13 protein-coding genes are annotated in these 16624 nt (G+C 64.4%); 3 read left to right on the top strand and 10 right to left on the bottom strand.

The window, feature by feature from the left end; genetic code table 11:
- The first annotated feature begins 235 nt into the window (after positions 1–235).
- The gene (locus AC3CBN_RS03770; protein ID WP_488635485.1) at positions 236–1879 is read left to right on the top strand and encodes an LTA synthase family protein; all 1644 of its coding nucleotides are present in this window, start codon (positions 236–238) and stop codon (positions 1877–1879) included.
- Positions 1880–2063: 184 nt separating this feature from the next.
- On the opposite strand, the gene nagA is transcribed toward AC3CBN_RS03770, so the two are convergent.
- The 10 genes from nagA to pxpB all read right to left on the bottom strand — a co-directional run bounded on the left by nagA (position 2064) and on the right by pxpB (position 12016).
- Positions 2064–3218, bottom strand: a complete 1155-nt coding sequence (gene nagA, locus AC3CBN_RS03765) for an N-acetylglucosamine-6-phosphate deacetylase (protein WP_488635484.1) — start codon at positions 3216–3218, stop codon at positions 2064–2066.
- On the bottom strand, positions 3218–4258 hold the full coding sequence (locus tag AC3CBN_RS03760) for an SIS domain-containing protein (RefSeq protein WP_488635483.1): 1041 nt from the start codon (positions 4256–4258) through the stop codon (positions 3218–3220). The genes nagA and AC3CBN_RS03760 overlap by 1 nt, the downstream gene beginning before the upstream one ends.
- Before the next feature lie 47 nt (positions 4259–4305).
- Complete coding sequence (locus tag AC3CBN_RS03755; protein WP_488635482.1) at positions 4306–5358, bottom strand: LacI family DNA-binding transcriptional regulator; 1053 nt, start codon at positions 5356–5358, stop codon at positions 4306–4308.
- A gap of 86 nt (positions 5359–5444) precedes the next feature.
- Complete coding sequence (locus AC3CBN_RS03750) at positions 5445–6731, bottom strand: sugar MFS transporter (protein ID WP_488635481.1); 1287 nt, start codon at positions 6729–6731, stop codon at positions 5445–5447.
- A 467-nt stretch (positions 6732–7198) separates the two neighbouring features.
- A complete protein-coding gene (gene pcp / locus AC3CBN_RS03745; RefSeq protein WP_488635480.1) occupies positions 7199–7852 on the bottom strand; it encodes a pyroglutamyl-peptidase I in 654 nt (217 codons plus the stop codon).
- A 19-nt stretch (positions 7853–7871) separates the two neighbouring features.
- Entirely contained in the window at positions 7872–8840 is a 969-nt protein-coding gene (locus AC3CBN_RS03740; protein WP_488635479.1) for a 5-oxoproline transporter, DUF979 family subunit, read from the bottom strand.
- 2 nt (positions 8841–8842) lie between these two features.
- The gene (locus tag AC3CBN_RS03735; RefSeq protein WP_488635478.1) at positions 8843–9535 is read right to left on the bottom strand and encodes a DUF969 domain-containing protein; all 693 of its coding nucleotides are present in this window, start codon (positions 9533–9535) and stop codon (positions 8843–8845) included.
- The gene (locus tag AC3CBN_RS03730) at positions 9532–10323 is read right to left on the bottom strand and encodes a LamB/YcsF family protein (protein WP_488635477.1); all 792 of its coding nucleotides are present in this window, start codon (positions 10321–10323) and stop codon (positions 9532–9534) included. The genes AC3CBN_RS03735 and AC3CBN_RS03730 overlap by 4 nt, the downstream gene beginning before the upstream one ends.
- Complete coding sequence (locus AC3CBN_RS03725) at positions 10320–11303, bottom strand: 5-oxoprolinase subunit C family protein (RefSeq protein ID WP_488635476.1); 984 nt, start codon at positions 11301–11303, stop codon at positions 10320–10322. Before AC3CBN_RS03725 ends, AC3CBN_RS03730 begins: the two co-directional genes overlap by 4 nt.
- A 2-nt stretch (positions 11304–11305) precedes the next feature.
- Positions 11306–12016, bottom strand: a complete 711-nt coding sequence (gene pxpB, locus AC3CBN_RS03720) for a 5-oxoprolinase subunit PxpB (RefSeq protein ID WP_488635475.1) — start codon at positions 12014–12016, stop codon at positions 11306–11308.
- Between the two features lie 622 nt (positions 12017–12638).
- Here pxpB and glk point away from each other — a divergent pair.
- Both glk and AC3CBN_RS03710 read left to right on the top strand, forming a co-directional pair.
- Complete coding sequence (glk, locus tag AC3CBN_RS03715; protein ID WP_488635474.1) at positions 12639–13667, top strand: glucokinase; 1029 nt, start codon at positions 12639–12641, stop codon at positions 13665–13667.
- Between the two features lie 106 nt (positions 13668–13773).
- Positions 13774–16542 carry a TonB-dependent receptor gene (locus AC3CBN_RS03710; protein ID WP_488635473.1) on the top strand — a complete coding sequence of 923 codons (2769 nt, stop codon included), beginning with the start codon at positions 13774–13776 and terminating at the stop codon, positions 16540–16542.
- Positions 16543–16624: the final 82 nt, after the last annotated feature.

Genomic DNA, 16624 nt, shown 5'->3' with positions numbered 1-16624 from the left:
CTATCAGATCGACATGTCCCCGGCGCGGCGAAACAGTGGCTGAACCGCTTGGCGGCGCCATTTGTCCGTTGCCGGCCGTTGTGCATGTGACGCCAACAAGTCCGTAGAATTGCCACACGATGACAACGAGGCCGACAGGGGGCCTTTTCCGACCATGACGCGACAACCGTTTCGGTTTCTGCGGAAAAGTGGGCCATGGCTATGCGCGGCCGGGTTCTTCCTGTTCTGCGTGAGCATGACCGCCTTGCGTGAGCCAGACCTGCTGCAGCAGGCCTTCGTGATTGCGCTGATGGTGTGCGCGTTCGGCATGCTGCTGTTCGCCTTCGCGCGTCCGGCGACCGCGCTGGTGGTGAGCGGCGGCCTGTTCCTCGGACTCAACTTCCTGTCCGTGCTCAAGCTGCGCTATCTCGATTCGCCGCTGATGCCCGCGGATTTCATCTACTACGCTCGCAGCAGCCTGCTGGAAACGCTGGGGCATTACCCGCACCTGTGGGGCCTGTGCCTGCTGGTGGGCGTGGTGACGCCGCTGTTGCTATGGGCTGTGTGGCGCTGGGATCGTCGCGTGCTCGCGCACCTGAGCCGTAGCCGCGCGCTGATGACGCGCGTGGGCGGCGTGGCGTTGTGGGCGCTGGCGTTCTGGGTTTGCCTGCTGCCGAACGGGCCATTCGCCGAAGTGCATGCGAGAAATGTGTGGGAGAAACTCTCCGACGACGCACAGATCACCAACTTCTTCGTCAACTTCAGCGACTCGGACGTCCGTATGCCCGACATGGGCGACGAGAGCGTGGCCGAGCAGGAGTGGGGCGCCACCGCGGCGGGCGAGCCAGCAGCTACGCCGCGTGCGCCGGAAAGTTATCCGGACATCGTGCAGGTGCTGGAAGAGAGCACCTTCAACCCGTCCAACTTCACCCAGTGCAACATTCCTGAGTGCCGCGTAGGCATGTTCAAGGTCGACGCGCGTACCCGCGCCACCGGCCCGATGCGCGTACACACCTTTGGCGGTGGCACGTGGGTGAGCGAATTTGCCACGCTTACCGGCATGCCGCAGGACATCTTCGGCCCTGGCGGCATGTATGCGCCCTACGTGCTGGCGCCGCATGTACAGGACAGCCTGCCGCGTCAGCTGCAACGGTTGGGCTATCTCACGGTGGCGATCTATCCGACCAACGGCAGCTTCCTCAATGGCCGCAATGCATATACGGCCTACGGCTTCGACCAGTTCTACGACGCCGGCCAGCTGGGCCTGGAAGAATGGGAAGAGACCGACGCGCAGATGTTTGCAGCGGCCAAGCGCGTCTACGACAAGGTGAGGAAGCCGGGCCAGCCGGTGTTCGTGATGATCCTGACGCTGGCCCAGCATGGGCCGCACGACACCGATCCTCTATCCGTGCTGCCGCCGCCATTCAACAAGGGTGTGCTCAAGGGCTTGCCGTCACGCGAGTCGATCAACTTCAACACTTACCTGTCGAACCTGCACAACTCCGACGTGGCGATGCGCGGGCTGGAGCACGACTTCCTCGATCGCACGCAGCCGACCGTGATCGTGCACTTCGGCGATCACCAGCCGTCCTTCAGCGGACTGATCCGCGACATGCCGCGCACCTGGTCGCCCGAGCTGGCGCAGTACAAGGATTACCTCACGTATTACATGATCAAGAGCAACTTCAAGGGTGCGCCGCTGCCGCGCTATCCGTTGCTCGACATCGCACTGCTACCCAGCATGGTGCTGCAGGCGGCGGACCTGCCGACCGATCCGTACTTCTCGGCGGCGATTGCGCTGCGTACGCGCTGCAATGGCCTGTACACCGATTGCGCGCAGCCGGAGCTGGTGAAGTCGTATCACGCGTGGATCTTCGATCGGCTGCACGTGTATCAGTGACTCTGTACGAGGCGACGTCGCCATCTGGTGGCGTTGCTTTGACCTCCTCTCCCCGTGGTAGAGAGGATTGAGGTGAGGGGTGTGTGCTTGCGGTGAAGTTGCTACGAAGCAGGCTCTGACGAATCGTCGTCGCAAGATTGACCCCTCACCCCAGCCCTCTCCCCAAAGGGGAGAGGGAGAAGTGTCACGCCTGGTAGCGCACACCGCTGACCCACGTCTCCTGCGTGACCAGCGCATCGTCCAGCACGGCGAAATCTGCATGCTGGCCCGCCACAAGCCGGCCATGCGTGCGATCCAGCCCAAGCCACGCGGCGGGATACGCACTGGCCATGCGTGAGGCTTCGGCCAGCGGCAGGCCGACCATGTTCACGAGATTGCGCACACCGGTGGCCATGTCCAGCGCCGAGCCGGCGAGTACTCCGGCATCGCTCTGGCAGATGCCGTCGCGGACGACAATGGTCTGGCCGTTGAGCACGTATTCGGGGTTGTCCGCGCCCACGGGCGGCATCGCGTCGGTCACCAGCACGCTTTTGCCGCGCGCCTTGGCGGCAATCGCCACGCGCAGCGCTACCGGATGCACATGGTGGCCGTCGACGATCAGGCCGCACCAGCTGTGTGGATCATCCAGCGCGGCGCCGACCACGCCGGGCTCGCGACTGCCCAGTGGCGTCATCGCGTTGTAGAGATGGGTGAAGCCGCACACGCCGGCATCGAGTGCGGCGCGCGTGGTGGCGTAGTTGGCGGCGGTGTGGCCGGCCACCACCAGCACGCCTGCTTCACTGAGCTGGCGAATGGTGTCCAGCTGCACTTCTTCCACTGCCAGCGTGAGCATCACCACGCCGCGACGGTTGCGCGTGATGGCGGTGATGTCGTCTGCATTTGGCAGGCGGAACAGGCTGGCATCGTGGATGCCCTTGCGCGCGGCGGCGAGGAAAGGGCCTTCCAGATGAATGCCGAGCACGCCCGGCACGCCATGTTCGATGGCGGCATCGACGGCATCGAGTGCCTTGCGCATCACTTCGGCGGTGTCGGTGATCAGCGTGGGCAGGAAGCCGGTGGTGCCGAACTTGCGATGCGCGGCGCTGATCGTGGCTAGCGCTTCCACCGTCGGTTCCGCATTGAACAGCACGCCACCACCGCCGTTGACCTGCACATCGATGAAGCCCGGCAGCAGCAGGCGACCCTTGAGATCGTGCGTTTGTGCGCCGGCCACACGCGGATCGCCGGCGTGCGTGATTGCCTCGATGCGTTCACCGCGCACCAGCACCACCAGCCCTTGCTGCGGGCCGTGGTCGGTAAGCACGCGACCGTTGATGAGCGCGGTGAGTGGTGCGGTCATCACATCGTCTCCGTCACTTTGCGCAGATGCGGCGGCACGTCCGGGTCGTAACCCCGCGCCAGCGCCAGCGCGCTGGCCGCACGATAGAAACTCTGTACCGTCAGTAGCGGCGTCACGATGGGCGCGATATCGGCCGGCAGCGGCAGCATGTCGGGCTCGCCGTTACCGGGCGCGGCCACGAATACGCGCGCGCCACGGGCGCGGAACTCGTGCGCCACGGCCAGCGTGTTGTCCAGCGTGCCGTCGTCCTGCGCGAAGAACAGCACCGGGAAGCCGTCTCCCACCAGGGCCATCGGGCCGTGCTTCACTTCCGCCGCGCTGAACGCCTCGGCGTGCAGTCCGCAGGTTTCCTTGAGCTTGAGCGCCGCTTCCAGCGCCGCGCCGAAGCCGAAGCCGCGTCCCACCACGAACAGGTTGCGCGCATCGCGCAGGCCGTCGACAAGTGCGCTCCAGTCGCTGTCCCAGCCACGACGAAGGTCGTCGGGCAGACGCGCTATCGCTGCGTGCAGCGCGTCGTCGTTACTCCAGTGTGCGGTGAGCTGAAGGATCGCCGCCAGCGTAGCGAGGTAACTCTTGGTGGCGGCCACGCTTAGTTCGGGGCCAGCGCGCAGCGGCACGAAGGTGTCGGCCATCTTCGCCAGCGGCGAGTCTTCCACGTTCACCAGCGCGAGCACGTGGGCGCCAGCATCCTTCGCGGCCTGCGCGCTGCGCAGCAGGTCCGGGCTCTTGCCAGACTGCGAGATGGCCACGAACAAGGCGCCGTCCAGATGCAGGTCGGCGTCGTAGATGGAGGAGATTGACGGCGAGGCCGACGCGGTGATCAGGCCCAGCCGGGTTTCGAACACATACTTGGCATAGGCCGCGGCATGATCGGAACTGCCGCGCGCGCAGGTGACGATGAAGCGGGGTGGCGTGGCCCGCAGCCGCTCGCCGAGCGTCTTCAGGATCTGCGCGTTCTCGCGCAGCTGGCGCTCGACCACGGCGGCCGTTTCATGGGCCTCGCGGTACATCAGGGTGGAGCTGGCTTCTTTCATCGTCATCTCAGTGGCGTACAGAGGCGCACGCCGCGGAGCCAAGGTGCGCGACCTCAGCCCTTGCGGGGCGCCGGGGTTTGCGGTGGTGCGGTGGAGCCGCGCACGACCAGTTCAGGGACAAAACATTCGCTATGCGGCATATCGACCGACACACCGGCCTTGCGCTGCAATTCGGCCATCAGCTGCAGCGCGGCATGGCGGGCAATGTCGCTGGTGGACTGGCGCGCGGTGGTGAGCGCCGGCCACGCCTGCTTGGAGAACGGGCTGTCCTCGAAGCCGGCAATGGAAAGATTCCACGGCACATCCAGACCACTGGAACGGGCGGCGGCCAGCACGCCGGCGGCGATCTCGTCGTTGCTGCCGAAGATGGCGGTCGGTGGATCCTTCAGCGCGAGCAGCTTGCGCGCGCCACGGAAACCGTCGTCGAACGCATAGCGGCCAGGCAATACCAGTTTCTTGTCGAGCGGCAGGCCGTAGTCCTTCAGCGCATCGGCATAACCCTGGTAACGCTCCGGGCTGGAGCGGTGATGCGGTTCGCCCCACAGGAAGCCGATGCGCTTGTGGCCCATCTGAATCAGGTGTTCGGTGATCGCATACGCCGCACTACGGTCGTCGATGTAGACGCAAGGCGCGCCATCGTGCGGATCTTCGCGCGAGGAGATGATGCGCACGAAGCAGACGTTGTTTTCCGTCAGCGTGGCGATGAGGTCTGTCTGCTCGGACATCGGCGGCGCCAGCACCAGGCCGGCGAGGCGGTTGCGCTCGACCAGCGAACACAGTTCCGTTGCCAGGTCGGGAGAGGACGAATCGCAGGGATGGATCAGCAGGCCGAAGCCACGCTCGCGGCAGGCCGACAACACGCCGTCCTGCAAGCTGATGACGTAGTGAGCGTTGGGGTTGTCGTAGACCAGGCCGATCGCATACGCGTGCGCGCTGCGCAGGCCGCGTGCCGATGGGTTGGGCTGGTAGCCCAGTGCCTCGATCGCACGTTCGACCTTTTCACGCGTGTCGGCGCGCACCGAGGCTTCGTGGTTGATCACGCGCGACACGGTCTTGAGCGAAACGCCCGAACGCTTGGCGACGTCCTTGATGGTGGGGTTGCGCAACGTGGGAACTCCAGCAGAACTGAAAGGGGCATCGTAGCCCAGCGGCGTGCGACTCGGCGGTCAGCGCGGTATACGCGCCGTGTGGCTCAAGGCGCGTGCTGGCCTACGCGATGGCCCCTCACGCCGTAATAAAGGATGTACAGATAGCAGGGAATCATCAGCGCCATGAATACCAGCTGGAAGTTGAAGTGCTGTTTCAGCTCGGCAAACAGTTGTGGTACCAGGCCGCCGCCGACAATAGCCATGATCAACAGTGCCGAGCCGCGCTCAGTGAGGCGACCCAGGCCGTGAATGGCCAGCGGGAAGATGGCTGGCCACATCATCGCGTTGGCAAAGCCCAGCGCGGCTACGAAAGCCACCGAGGCATAGCCGTGCGTGAAGTAGGCGCCAAGGGTGAACAGCACGCCTAGCACAGCCGAGACAGCCAGATAGCTCTGCTGCGAGATGAAACGCGGAATCAGCACTAGCCCGGCCAGATAGCCAACGAGCATGGCGACAAGAGTGAATGACGTGAAGTGCGTGGTTTCAGCAAGCGGCAGGCCAAAACCCCGGCCATATGTGCCGATGGCATCGCCCGCCATCACTTCCACGCCCACATAGAGGAACAGGCACAGCACGCCCAACCACAGGTGAGGGAAGCTGAAGATGCCGCCCTTGTCGTGGCCGATCTCCGCCTCGCTGTTGGCACCCGACGCCTTGATCTCCGGCAGCGGCGAACGCACCACCCAGATCGCTAGTAGCACCAGCAGTCCGGCCATGATCATGTATGGCATATGGATCTTGGCGGCGAACGCATTGAGCAGCGCCTCGCTCGCTTCCGGCGTGGGCGCGGCCTTAACTTGCTGATCGAAGGTATCGATGCCCGACAGGACCAGTGCGCCAAACACCAAGGGCGCCAGCGCGCCCGCTACCTTGTTGCAGATGCCCATGAACGCGATGCGAGTTGCCGCGCTCTCGATGGGGCCCAGAATACTGATATACGGGTTGGAGGCCGTCTGCAGCAGGGCCAAGCCCGCGCCGATCACGAAGAGTCCGGCCAACGCTGGATAGAACACGCGCATGCTGACGAACTGGCCGAACAACGCCGCGCCGATGGCCATCACGAAAAGGCCGAGGCCCATGCCCTTTTTCATCCCGGTGCGACGAAGCACGAACGATGACGGAATGGCCAACACGAAGTAGGAAAAGTAGAACACACGAGGCACCAGGAAGGCGTCTACGTCATCTAGGTTGAAAGCCAGCTTCACGAACGTGATCAGCGGACCGTTGAGCCAGGTCACGAAGCCGAAGATGAAGAACAGTACGCCGATGATGAGCATCGGTACGACGCTGGAATGGCGCGTTTCGCCGGCGGCAAGCGTTGTGGACGACATGGTGTTGAGGACTCCCCGCGGATTGCCTTTGACTGGTGGGCCGCAACGGCCCGATTCCCCCGAATAAGTCTTTATCGAGCTAACTAGCAACGTTGTCAATTGTTGGCTTGTACGAGCCACGGATGGACTCCCATGGCAACCGCACGATGAAGTGGACAACGGCGGTGGCGCGGCCTCTTTTCCATCCCGAGGGGAGCGTGCAGGTAACGCTCAAAAAGCCAACCATAACAATGTGTTGCACTGCATCAACCGGCGCCATCACAAGGGTGCTTGAACGGGCCGGCAAGCTGTTGTTTCACATCACGAAAATGACGATGACAACGTTATCATAAAAGTCCACATCCGGACCGAGAACGGGTCAGCGTCAGCCCTCGGGTGAGTCATTCAGAGGCTGGCTGGCGAGCAGCATGCGCGCCAATGGGTGCCGAGGGAAGCGCGCCGCCCGGCGCCAGGCACCGTATGGCTGGTCAGTCCAGGGTGCCCGCGCCCAGCCTGTCATCGACCAGCTGCGTGGCGGCAACGGTCAAGGCCAGGGTCAGGCCGCGCACCACGTCCTCTCCGGCCATGCTTGGCATGTTGGGAAAGCGCGCCGCCTGTGATGGCAGATACGGGATATGGATGAAGCCCGCGCGTGCGCCGGATTGCTTCGCGGCCAGATGCAGCATGAGGTAGGCGATGTGATTGCAGACATAGGTGCCCGCGGTGTTGGAGATTTCGGCGGGGATGCCTTTGGCCTGCAGGGCGGCGAGCATGGCCTTGATCGGCAGCGTGCTGAAGTACGCCGCCGGGCCGCCCGCAAGCACCGCTTCGTCGATGGGCTGCGCGCCAGCGTTGTCTGGAAGGCGCGCATCCTGCACGTTGACCGCCACCCGCTCGATCGACAGCCGGCTGCGCCCGCCGGCCTGGCCGACACCGAGCAGGATGGACGGCTGGATCTCGCGAACCACCCGTTCCAACTCGCGGCGCGATTCGTCGAATGCGGTCGGCAGCAGGTGCGCCACCACGCGATGGCCGCCAATGCACTGGTCGTGCAGTACGCGCACGGCTTCCCACGAGGGATTGATGTCCTCGTCGCCGAAAGGGGTGAAGCCGGTCAGCAGGATGCGCGGGGTCTTGCTCATAGCAGTTCTCTAGGGATGCTCAGCGAAACACCAGCAGCCACATCATCACGAAGGTGGAGACGAAAATGGCGACCGCGCTCCAGAATTGCGCGCGGATGACTGCGTACGGATTGCGCAGTTCCAGTAGTGCCGCCGGGACCAGGTTGTAGTCGGCCGCCATCGGTGTGAGCAAGGTGCCGCAGTAGCCGCACAGCATGCCCATGGAGCCGAGGATCGCCGGGTTGGCGCCGTACTGGTGCACCAGCAGCGGCAGACCGATGCCGGCCATCATTACCGGGAACGCCGCGAATGCGTTGCCCATGATCACGGTGAACAGCACCATCCCAAGCGCGAATACCAGCAGGCAGGCGAACGCGCTGCCCTCGGGCAGGATGGCGCTGGCCAGCGCGGAGATGGCGGCGCCCACGCCGCTCTGCGTGAACACCTCGCCAAGCGCGGCCAACAGCAGTGGCAGCAAGGCCGCCCAGCCGATCGCGTCGAGCAGTCGCCGGCCTTCGGCCAGCCCCTGGTGCAGCGGCGCGCGTGCCACCGATGCTGCAGCGATCAACGCCACGACGCAGGCCAGCGCCAGCCCGGTCAGGGTCATCTGCGGTGCGGCGAACACGGCATGGCCGGCGATGTAGAGATGAGCGCCGAACAGCGCGACCAGCAAGGTCACCAGCGGGATAAGCAGGGCAGGCACGAACAGCTTGTGGCCGAGCCGGACCGCCGACGCGAACCGCTGCTCGGCGCTCGCGCTTTCGCGATGCGCGTGCCGCCGCAGTGTTGGCGCGAGCAAGGCCAGCGCAATCACCATGGCGCCCGCGATCTGCGCCGGCAAGCGCTGGCCGGCCGCCTGTTGCGCCAACACATAGTCGCCGCCGGCAAACAGCAGGCCCAGCAGCAGCCAGAACGCGGCACGCCAGCCCTGTCCTTCGCGCAGGTTGCGCCACGATGTGTAAATCAGAAAGGCGGCGATCAGCCAGTAGGCGTACTCGATGCGCAGCATGCTTAGCCGGTCCTTCCATCAAGCAGGCGCTGCGCGCGACGTTGCAGTCGCCGCTGATACAGCCAGATTCGCACCGACTGGATAACGAACGCGGCGATGGCCGTGGGTAGCGCCCACAGCGCGATCGACAGTGGCGTCAGTTCGATGCCGTGTTGCGCATAGAAACCCTGGATAAGCAGCACGGCGCCCAGCGCAATAAATACGTCTTCGCCGAAGAAGCGCCCGACGTTGTCGGTGGCGGCGGCGACGGCGCGCAGTTCATCGCGATCAGCGTCGTCCAGCGGGAGGATCTTCTCCGCGGCCGCTTCACTCATCGGCGCCAGCAACGGGCGTACGGTCTGCGCGTGTCCGGCGACACCCATGAGACCGACCATCGCCAGCAGCTCGCGTACAAACAGGTAGCCGATCAGCAGCCGCGCGAGCGTCATGCCACGCAGTCGCGCCATCCAACGTTGCGCGTGTTCGCGCAGGCCGGCATGTTCGAGCAAGCCGATGGCCGGCAGGGTAAGTACGAACATCAACAGCATGCGCGAGGAGACAAAACTCTTGCCAAGCAGGGCCAATAGTTCCGGAACGTGCAGCCCAGCCAGCAAGCCGCTGACCATCGCGGCGCACACCACCACCGGTACCGCGTTGAAGCGCAGAGCGAAGCCGATCACGATCACTGCCACGCCAAGCAACGGCCAATAGTTCATGCGTGCCCACCGCGTGCGTGCGGGGCGCAGACGCTGATATTGGCCGCTTCGAGCGCCGCGCGGAGCTGGCGGGCGAAGGCGACGGCATGTGCGCCATCGCCATGCACGCACAGCGTATCGGCCTTCAGTTCGACGATATCTCCGTCCACGGCGCGCACTCTTCCCTCGCGCACCATCGCCATGGCTTGCGCGATGGCTTCGTCGCTTTCGCTGATCACCGCGTCCGCTTCGCGGCGTGGTTGCAGCGAGCCATCGGAACGATAACGGCGGTCGGCGAACGCCTCGGCGACAACGGCCAGTCCGGCGGCGCGACCTGCGTCGATGAGTGCGGAGCCCGCAAGGCCGAACAGCCGCAAGCCTGGATCGAAATCACGTGCAGCCCGAGCGATGGCATCGGCCAGCCGGATATCACGAGCAGCCATGTTGTAGAGCGCGCCGTGTGCCTTCACGTGGCGCAGGCGAGTGCCCGCGGCCTGCGCGAAACCGTGCAAGGCGCCCATCTGATACAGCGTCATGGCGTAGACCTCGTTGGGCGTCACTGCCATCTCGCGGCGGCCAAAGCCCTGCAGGTCGGGCAGCGAGACGTGCGCGCCGATCGCCACTTCGTGCTGCACGGCCAAGGCTACGGTGCCCCGCATGATGTCCGGGTCCCCGCCATGAAAGCCGCAGGCGATGTTCGCCGAGCTGACCAGGGCAAGCAGCGCGGCGTCGTCGCCCATGCGCCATGCGCCGAAGGATTCGCCCAGATCGCTGTTGATGTCTATGGTCTTGATGGTGGCTTCAGTCATGCGGAATCCAGACGTTGTTCGATGCGTTGAAGCAAGCGCTGCAGTCGTTGCTGGCGGTTGGTCAGTCGTTGCATGGCCTCGTCCAGCGAGGTTTCCCGGAAGCATACGGTATCGCCCGGGCGGCGCTGGGCGAGCCTGGGCAGATCCACCGCCGCAAGCTGGCCAATGCGGGGATATCCGCCGGTGACCGGCGCTTCCGCCTGCAACACGATGGGTTGCCCCGAAGGCGGCAACTGCACCGTGCCCGGCAGGGTCGCCTCCGAGATCAGTTCCATCGGCTGCTGCAACGCAAGGCGATGGCCATCCAGACGGCTGGCGGTGCGGTTGCTGTCCTTGCTCACAAGGAACCGCGCGGCGAACAGGTCGCGCTGCGACGCTTGGTCAAGCTGCTCAAAGTGATGACCACGCAGCATGGCCAGCGGCGGGGCCGCATCGTCCGACCAAGGCTGCGGATCGAGACCCCAGCGCAACGCCAGCGGCTCTTGCACGGGTCGCTGCCATGGCCATGGGTCACGATGGCCGATGATGAGCTCATCATTGGCCTGCAATGAGCGGCCCTCAAATGGACCGATGCGTGCATGCAGATCGCTGCTGCGGCTGCCAAGTACCGGCGATACCGCAAACCCGCCGCGCACGGCCAGGTAGCCGCGACAACCTCGTTGCATGCCGCCCAGCTGCAGCACGCTGCCCGCGGGCAGGACGCAACAGGTCCAGCCGGGCAGGGACCGCTGGCCAACGCGGGCGTCAACATTCGCGCCGGTCAGGGCGACCACCGCCGCCTGCTCGAAACGCAGGGTGGGACCGAGCAGGGTGAATTCGAGCGCGGCCTCGTCGTGGGTGTTGCCCACCAGCGCGTTGCCCAGGCGCCATGCGGGCCAGTCCATGGCGCCGGCGCGCCCCACACCCAGCGCGGCATGACCGGGACGCCCGTTGTCTTGCAGGCTGGTCAGCAGTCCGGGCTTCAGCACGATCACACGCATCGTCAGTTCGCCGTCGCCATGAGTCGGTCGTATTCGCGCTGGTCGATGGCGCGAAAGCGTACGCGGTCACCCGGTCGCAGCAGCGACGGTTCGGCGGCGCGCAGATCGAACAACGCCAGCGGTGTGCGGCCGATCAACTGCCAGCCCCCTGGCAGCGCCTGCGGATAGATGCCGGTCTGGTTGCCACCGATGGCCACGCTGCCGGCAGGTACGCTCATGCGTGGATCGGCCCGGCGCGGCATCGCCAGCGTTGGATCCAGTCCAAGCAGATAAGGAAAGCCGGGCGCGAATCCGAGCATGGCAACGCGATATAACGCGGCGCTGTGACGGTCGATGACCTCATCCGCTGACAGGCCGACATGCGCGGCGACGGTTGCCAGGTCCGGCCCTGAAGCGTCGCCATAGCGCACAGGTATCACTACTTCGCGCGTGTCGTCCGTGGTCTCTGGCGGGTCCCGGAGGATGCGCATCGCCGCGTCGCGCAAGCGCTCATGCGGCGATGAATCATTCTGGCCGCGCCATTGCGTTGGATCGAAACGCAGCAGCAGGCTGGCATACGCGGGTACGCATTCGATGCCAGGGAGATGCGCCTGCAATTGCAGCGCTGCCGCATGCACACGAGCGTTGAGCGAGGGTTCGATCGTTTCGCCAAAGCGCAGCAGCAGCGCGTCTTCGGACAGCGCTTCCGTTTGCAGGTTATGGCTCAGGGGCATGAGGTGCTGCACGGCGTTGCGGCGCGATCGGATGTTTCCATGGGAAATGGCGAGGGCTCTGGTGGGGCGTGCGTCCAAAGGGAGGACCACTGTAGGAGTGTGCCCCGCGCGCGAACAGCCCACCCCGGTGAAAGCGTGGCCGAGAGGTGACGTCGCCATGGCGCGTCCGCGCGTGGGGCGCGCTCACGCAATAACAGGTCATTCGCACGCCTTTGACCGCGGGACAGAACGGCCTAGCAACGTTGTCAATTAGTCTCGGCCTGAGACCGGCAACAGGCCGCCAGAAGGCCCGCTGGCCACCCGGTGTGAACCGCTAATTGGCCATTCCGACAGGCCGTGGGTCACCGGCGTGTGGCGCGATGCGGTAGGTTTGCGGTCGCTTGAATTTGAAATTCAATTCATTGAATTATAAGAATATATTGACCACCGTCGACTGCTCTCATAACCCAGCGGTTATAGCGACTGCTGCCCTGCAGCAGCGGATGTCCTACGGACATTGAGGCAAGTTATTGACAACGTTGTCAGTCATTACCAGACTCCGGCCAAAATGGGGTCGCGTTTCACAAGAACGTGACGAAGGGATGACGAGGGGATCGCAGTGGGCGAAGGGGTTAGCCGCAGCATGCGTGGGCTTTCGGCGCAAGAAGCCGTGTTCCTGGCGGCTGACGTCGGCGGGACGCATGCGCGCATTGGTCTGGTGAGCCAGCAGCCTGACGGCATTCGGCCGGTGACAGTGCTGCAGTACCACCGCTATGCCTGCGCCGATTGGCCCAGCCTCACCGCGGTGTTGAAGGACTTTGTCAGCCAGCTCGACCGCACGGTTCACGTGAATGGTTGCGCGGTGGCCAGCGCGGGCTACGTGTTGGGCGACGCCATCGTCAACGACAACTTGCCCTGGCCGGTGTCCATCCGTGACATCCGCGACAGCCTGGGAATCGACCAGCTCGCCGTCATCAACGATTTCGAAGCCGTGGCTTATGCCACGCAGTTCCTGAGCCAGGCAGACACCACGCCGGTGATCGAAACCGAGGTGCCGCTGGCGAAAGGCCCGGTGCTGGTGATGGGCCCGGGCACCGGCCTGGGTTCGGCCGTGCTGTTGCCGGGCAAGCCACACGCGACGGTGCTGCCGACCGAGGCTGGTCAGATCGCACTGGCGCCGGGCAACGAGCTCGAGATCGAGATCCTCCGCTATCTGGCGCGCGACCGCGCCTACGTTTCGTTCGAGCACGCGCTGTCGGGCCCTGGCCTGCTCAATCTCTATCGGGCGCTGTGCGCACTGCGCGACCAGGCGCCGCTGTTGAACCTGCCCAGTCAGGTGACGCAGGCGGCGCTGGACCGCAGCGATGCTGCGGCAGTGGAGGCGCTGGAAGTGTTTTGCAGTCTGCTGGGCAGCTTCGTGGGTGACCTGGCGCTGTTGTACGGCGCGCGCGGCGGCGTGTTTCTGGCTGGCGGCATCCTGCCGCAGATCCGCGACGTGTTGCTGGCAAGCAATTTCCGCCAGCGCTTCTTCAACAAGGGCGTGATGCGCGCCTTCCTGCAGCAAGTTCCCGTACGACTGATGGAACACGGCCAACTAGGTGTGATCGGCGCGGCCGGCATGTACCTGGATGGTCAGCAAGCAAGGCCGGGGGAGAACGCAACACCGCAGTAGCACACGTAGCACCGTTCATTGAACCGGGCGCAAGCCCAGACAGCCACGTCGCAGCCGGACGACCCACATACATCCGCTGCAGAAACGCCTTCGAGGGGAGGAAACCATGTCACATCGCAAAACTCTGCTATCAGCAAGCATCATCGCCGGCCTGTGTCTGTCCGGCTCCGTCTACGCCGCCGACGACGCCCAGGCCCCGCAGTCGGGTCCTGCCGCCACCGGCCAGAACACTGCCCAGACCGCGTCCGAAAAGAACGCCAAAGAGCTCGGCACCGTCACCGTCGTCGGCATCCGCGATTCGGAAGCCGAGTCGCTGAACCTCAAGAAGGCTGCCGATTCGCACGTTGAAATCATCACCGCAGAAGACATCGGCAAGCTGCCGGCCAAGAACGTGGCCGACACGCTGCAGCGTCTGCCGGGCGTCAACATCAGCTCGTCGAGCGCCAGCGAAGGCGGCTTCGACGAGAACGATCGCGTCAGCCTGCGTGGCACCAACCCGAGCATGACCCAGACCCTGGTCAACGGTCACACCGTTGGTACCGGCGACTGGTTCGTGCTGAGCCAGGTGCAGACGGTCGGTCGTAGCGTGAGCTACAGCCTGCTGCCGGCAGAAGTGGTCAGCGAAGTGGTCGTGCACAAGTCTTCCGAGGCCAAGCTGCAGGAAGGCGGCAGTGCCGGTACGGTCGACATCATCACCCGCAAGCCGCTGGAGTTCTCCCAGCAGCTCACCGCGCAGGGCTCCATCGGTGGCGTCTATGCCGACCTGCCGGGCGACACCAAGCCGCAGTTCAACGGCCTGGTCAACTGGAAGACCGACGACAATACCTTCGGCGTGATGGCGCAGGGCTTCTACGAGAAGCGCAGCCTGCAGCGCGATGGCCAGGAAATCGTGGGTGGTTACAACAAGATCGGCGCCGCCGATCCCATCGCAGTAGCTCATCCCGATCTGGCGGGCGTTTATTACCCGAACCTGATCGGCCAGACCCTGTTCACCCAGACGCGCACGCGCAAGGGCGGTACGGTCGACATCGAGTGGAAGCCGCTCGACAACCTGACGCTGAACCTCAACAGCTTCTATTCCAAGCTCGAAGCCGACAACTACAACCGCAACTACATGCTGTGGACCAGTCAGTTCGTGCCGGGCGGCGCTGGCCTGCAGCCGGGCTACGTCGTGAAGGGCAACGTGCTCTCCAATGCGTCCTTTGCGCCGCAGCCGGGCAGCACCACCCCGTATGGCGTCTACGACCAGATCTCCCGTCCGGGTGCTTCGTCGTCCTCTGCGTACACCACCCTTGATGCCGAGTGGCGCGCCACCGACCACCTGACCTTCACCGGCCAGGTTGGCACCACGCAGGGCAAGGGCAACAGCGATCGTCAGGACGTGAGCGAAGTGGGCTTTGGTGCGGGCGCCGGTGCAAGCTGGGGCATGCGTGGCACGGGTCAGCCGACCAACTGGACCGTCGGCGGCGACAACACCACGCCGTCGGGCATCATTCCCTCGGCCGGCTGGATCTTTGGCGACCAGAACATCCACGTCAAGGACAAGGAAGACTTCTACCAGGCCGACGGCGAGTGGGCTCTGGACAATTCGCCGTTCTTCCTCAACACGCTCGATTTCGGTGTGCGTTATTCCGACCACACGCGTGAGAACAAGACCGACATCGGTCAGGGCCCGACGGGCGACTGGACCAATCCGGCCAATTACCCGACCACCTGGTCCAACTACCCGAGCGGCTTCAACGGCGACCTCGGCGTGAATGGCCCGGGCCCGGCCTGGTATTACAGCCCGGGTTCGCTGGCTGCGTTCGATGCCCAGTTCGCCAACCGCGATCCGGTGGCGCGCTTCAACTGGCAGAACATCTACAAGGTCAACGAAAAGGACACGGCGGCGTACCTGCAGGCTAACTTCGGCGGCGACCGCTGGAGCGCCAACGCAGGCTTCCGCTACGTCTATACCAAGGAAGACATCAACTACAACTCCAGCGCGGTGTCGCAGTACACCTCGGCCGGCCCGATCACCGGTTCGGCATTCGGTGACTACTACGTCAACACGTACAACCACAGCTACGACAAAATCCTGCCGAGCGTGAACTTCAAGTTCAACATCACGGACGATGTGCTGGCTCGCTTCGCCGCCTCAGAGACGATGACCCGCCCGGACTACTCGGCGCTGGCCGGTTCGTATTCGCTGGACGACCTGACCCACACCGGTAGCGGCGGCAACCCGCAGCTGAAGCCGCTCATCTCGACCAACTTCGATGCCGGCCTGGAGTGGTACTTCGCTCCACGCGGTCTCGTGTCGGCCGGCGTGTACAACATGCAGCTGAGCGACTACATCAACTTCGGTAACGAGAACATCCAGTTCAAGGACCAGCAGGCCAGCAACACGGCCGGTCACGACGTCTTCTCGACGTACCAGGTCAGCGTACCGACCAACGTCGACGGTCACGTGAAGGGCGTCGAGCTGAACTACATCCAGCCGATCGGCGAGTACTTCGGTGTGCAGACCAACTACACCTACGCCAGCGGTTCGGCGGAGGACGGCAAGCCGCTGCAGGGCACCTCGAAGAACACGTACAACCTCTCCGGTTACTTCGAAAACGAGATGTTCAACGCCCGCATCAGCTACACCTACCGCTCGTCGTTCTACGCGGGTGTAAGCCGTACCGACACCTTCTATCAGGCTGGCATCGCCAACCTGGCGGCGTCGTTCGGTTACAACATCACCTCGTGGATGTCGCTCACGCTGGATGCGATGAACCTCAACAACCCGACGCTCAAGTACTACACGGTCAATCCGGGCTACGGCAAGCAGCCGTATGCGTTCTACGTGAACGGCCGCCAGTACTACCTGAGCCTTCGTTTCAAGTTCTAACTTAAGGCTACCTCCCCGCCAACGGGCCCGGCACCTTTGCCGGGCCCGATTTTTCATCGGCGGTTTGCAACAGATCCGCGCA

Source organism: Dyella sp. OK584, from assembly GCF_057787755.1.
This window is presented reverse-complemented; position numbering and strand designations above follow the sequence as displayed.

What these genes read in the sequence shown, in the direction of transcription:
- AC3CBN_RS03730 (WP_488635477.1), bottom strand. Translation starts at nt 10,323, where the DNA reads ATGACTGAAGCCACCATCAAGACCATAGACATCAACAGCGATCTGGGC.
- AC3CBN_RS03760 (WP_488635483.1), bottom strand. Translation starts at nt 4,258, where the DNA reads ATGACGATGAAAGAAGCCAGCTCCACCCTGATGTACCGCGAGGCCCAT.
- AC3CBN_RS03750 (WP_488635481.1), bottom strand. Translation starts at nt 6,731, where the DNA reads ATGTCGTCCACAACGCTTGCCGCCGGCGAAACGCGCCATTCCAGCGTC.
- AC3CBN_RS03735 (WP_488635478.1), bottom strand. Translation starts at nt 9,535, where the DNA reads ATGAACTATTGGCCGTTGCTTGGCGTGGCAGTGATCGTGATCGGCTTC.
- pxpB (WP_488635475.1), bottom strand. Translation starts at nt 12,016, where the DNA reads ATGCCCCTGAGCCATAACCTGCAAACGGAAGCGCTGTCCGAAGACGCG.
- AC3CBN_RS03770 (WP_488635485.1), top strand. Translation starts at nt 236, where the DNA reads ATGACCGCCTTGCGTGAGCCAGACCTGCTGCAGCAGGCCTTCGTGATT.
- pcp (WP_488635480.1), bottom strand. Translation starts at nt 7,852, where the DNA reads ATGAGCAAGACCCCGCGCATCCTGCTGACCGGCTTCACCCCTTTCGGC.
- AC3CBN_RS03725 (WP_488635476.1), bottom strand. Translation starts at nt 11,303, where the DNA reads ATGCGTGTGATCGTGCTGAAGCCCGGACTGCTGACCAGCCTGCAAGAC.
- nagA (WP_488635484.1), bottom strand. Translation starts at nt 3,218, where the DNA reads ATGACCGCACCACTCACCGCGCTCATCAACGGTCGCGTGCTTACCGAC.
- AC3CBN_RS03710 (WP_488635473.1), top strand. Translation starts at nt 13,774, where the DNA reads ATGTCACATCGCAAAACTCTGCTATCAGCAAGCATCATCGCCGGCCTG.
- AC3CBN_RS03740 (WP_488635479.1), bottom strand. Translation starts at nt 8,840, where the DNA reads ATGCTGCGCATCGAGTACGCCTACTGGCTGATCGCCGCCTTTCTGATT.
- glk (WP_488635474.1), top strand. Translation starts at nt 12,639, where the DNA reads ATGCGTGGGCTTTCGGCGCAAGAAGCCGTGTTCCTGGCGGCTGACGTC.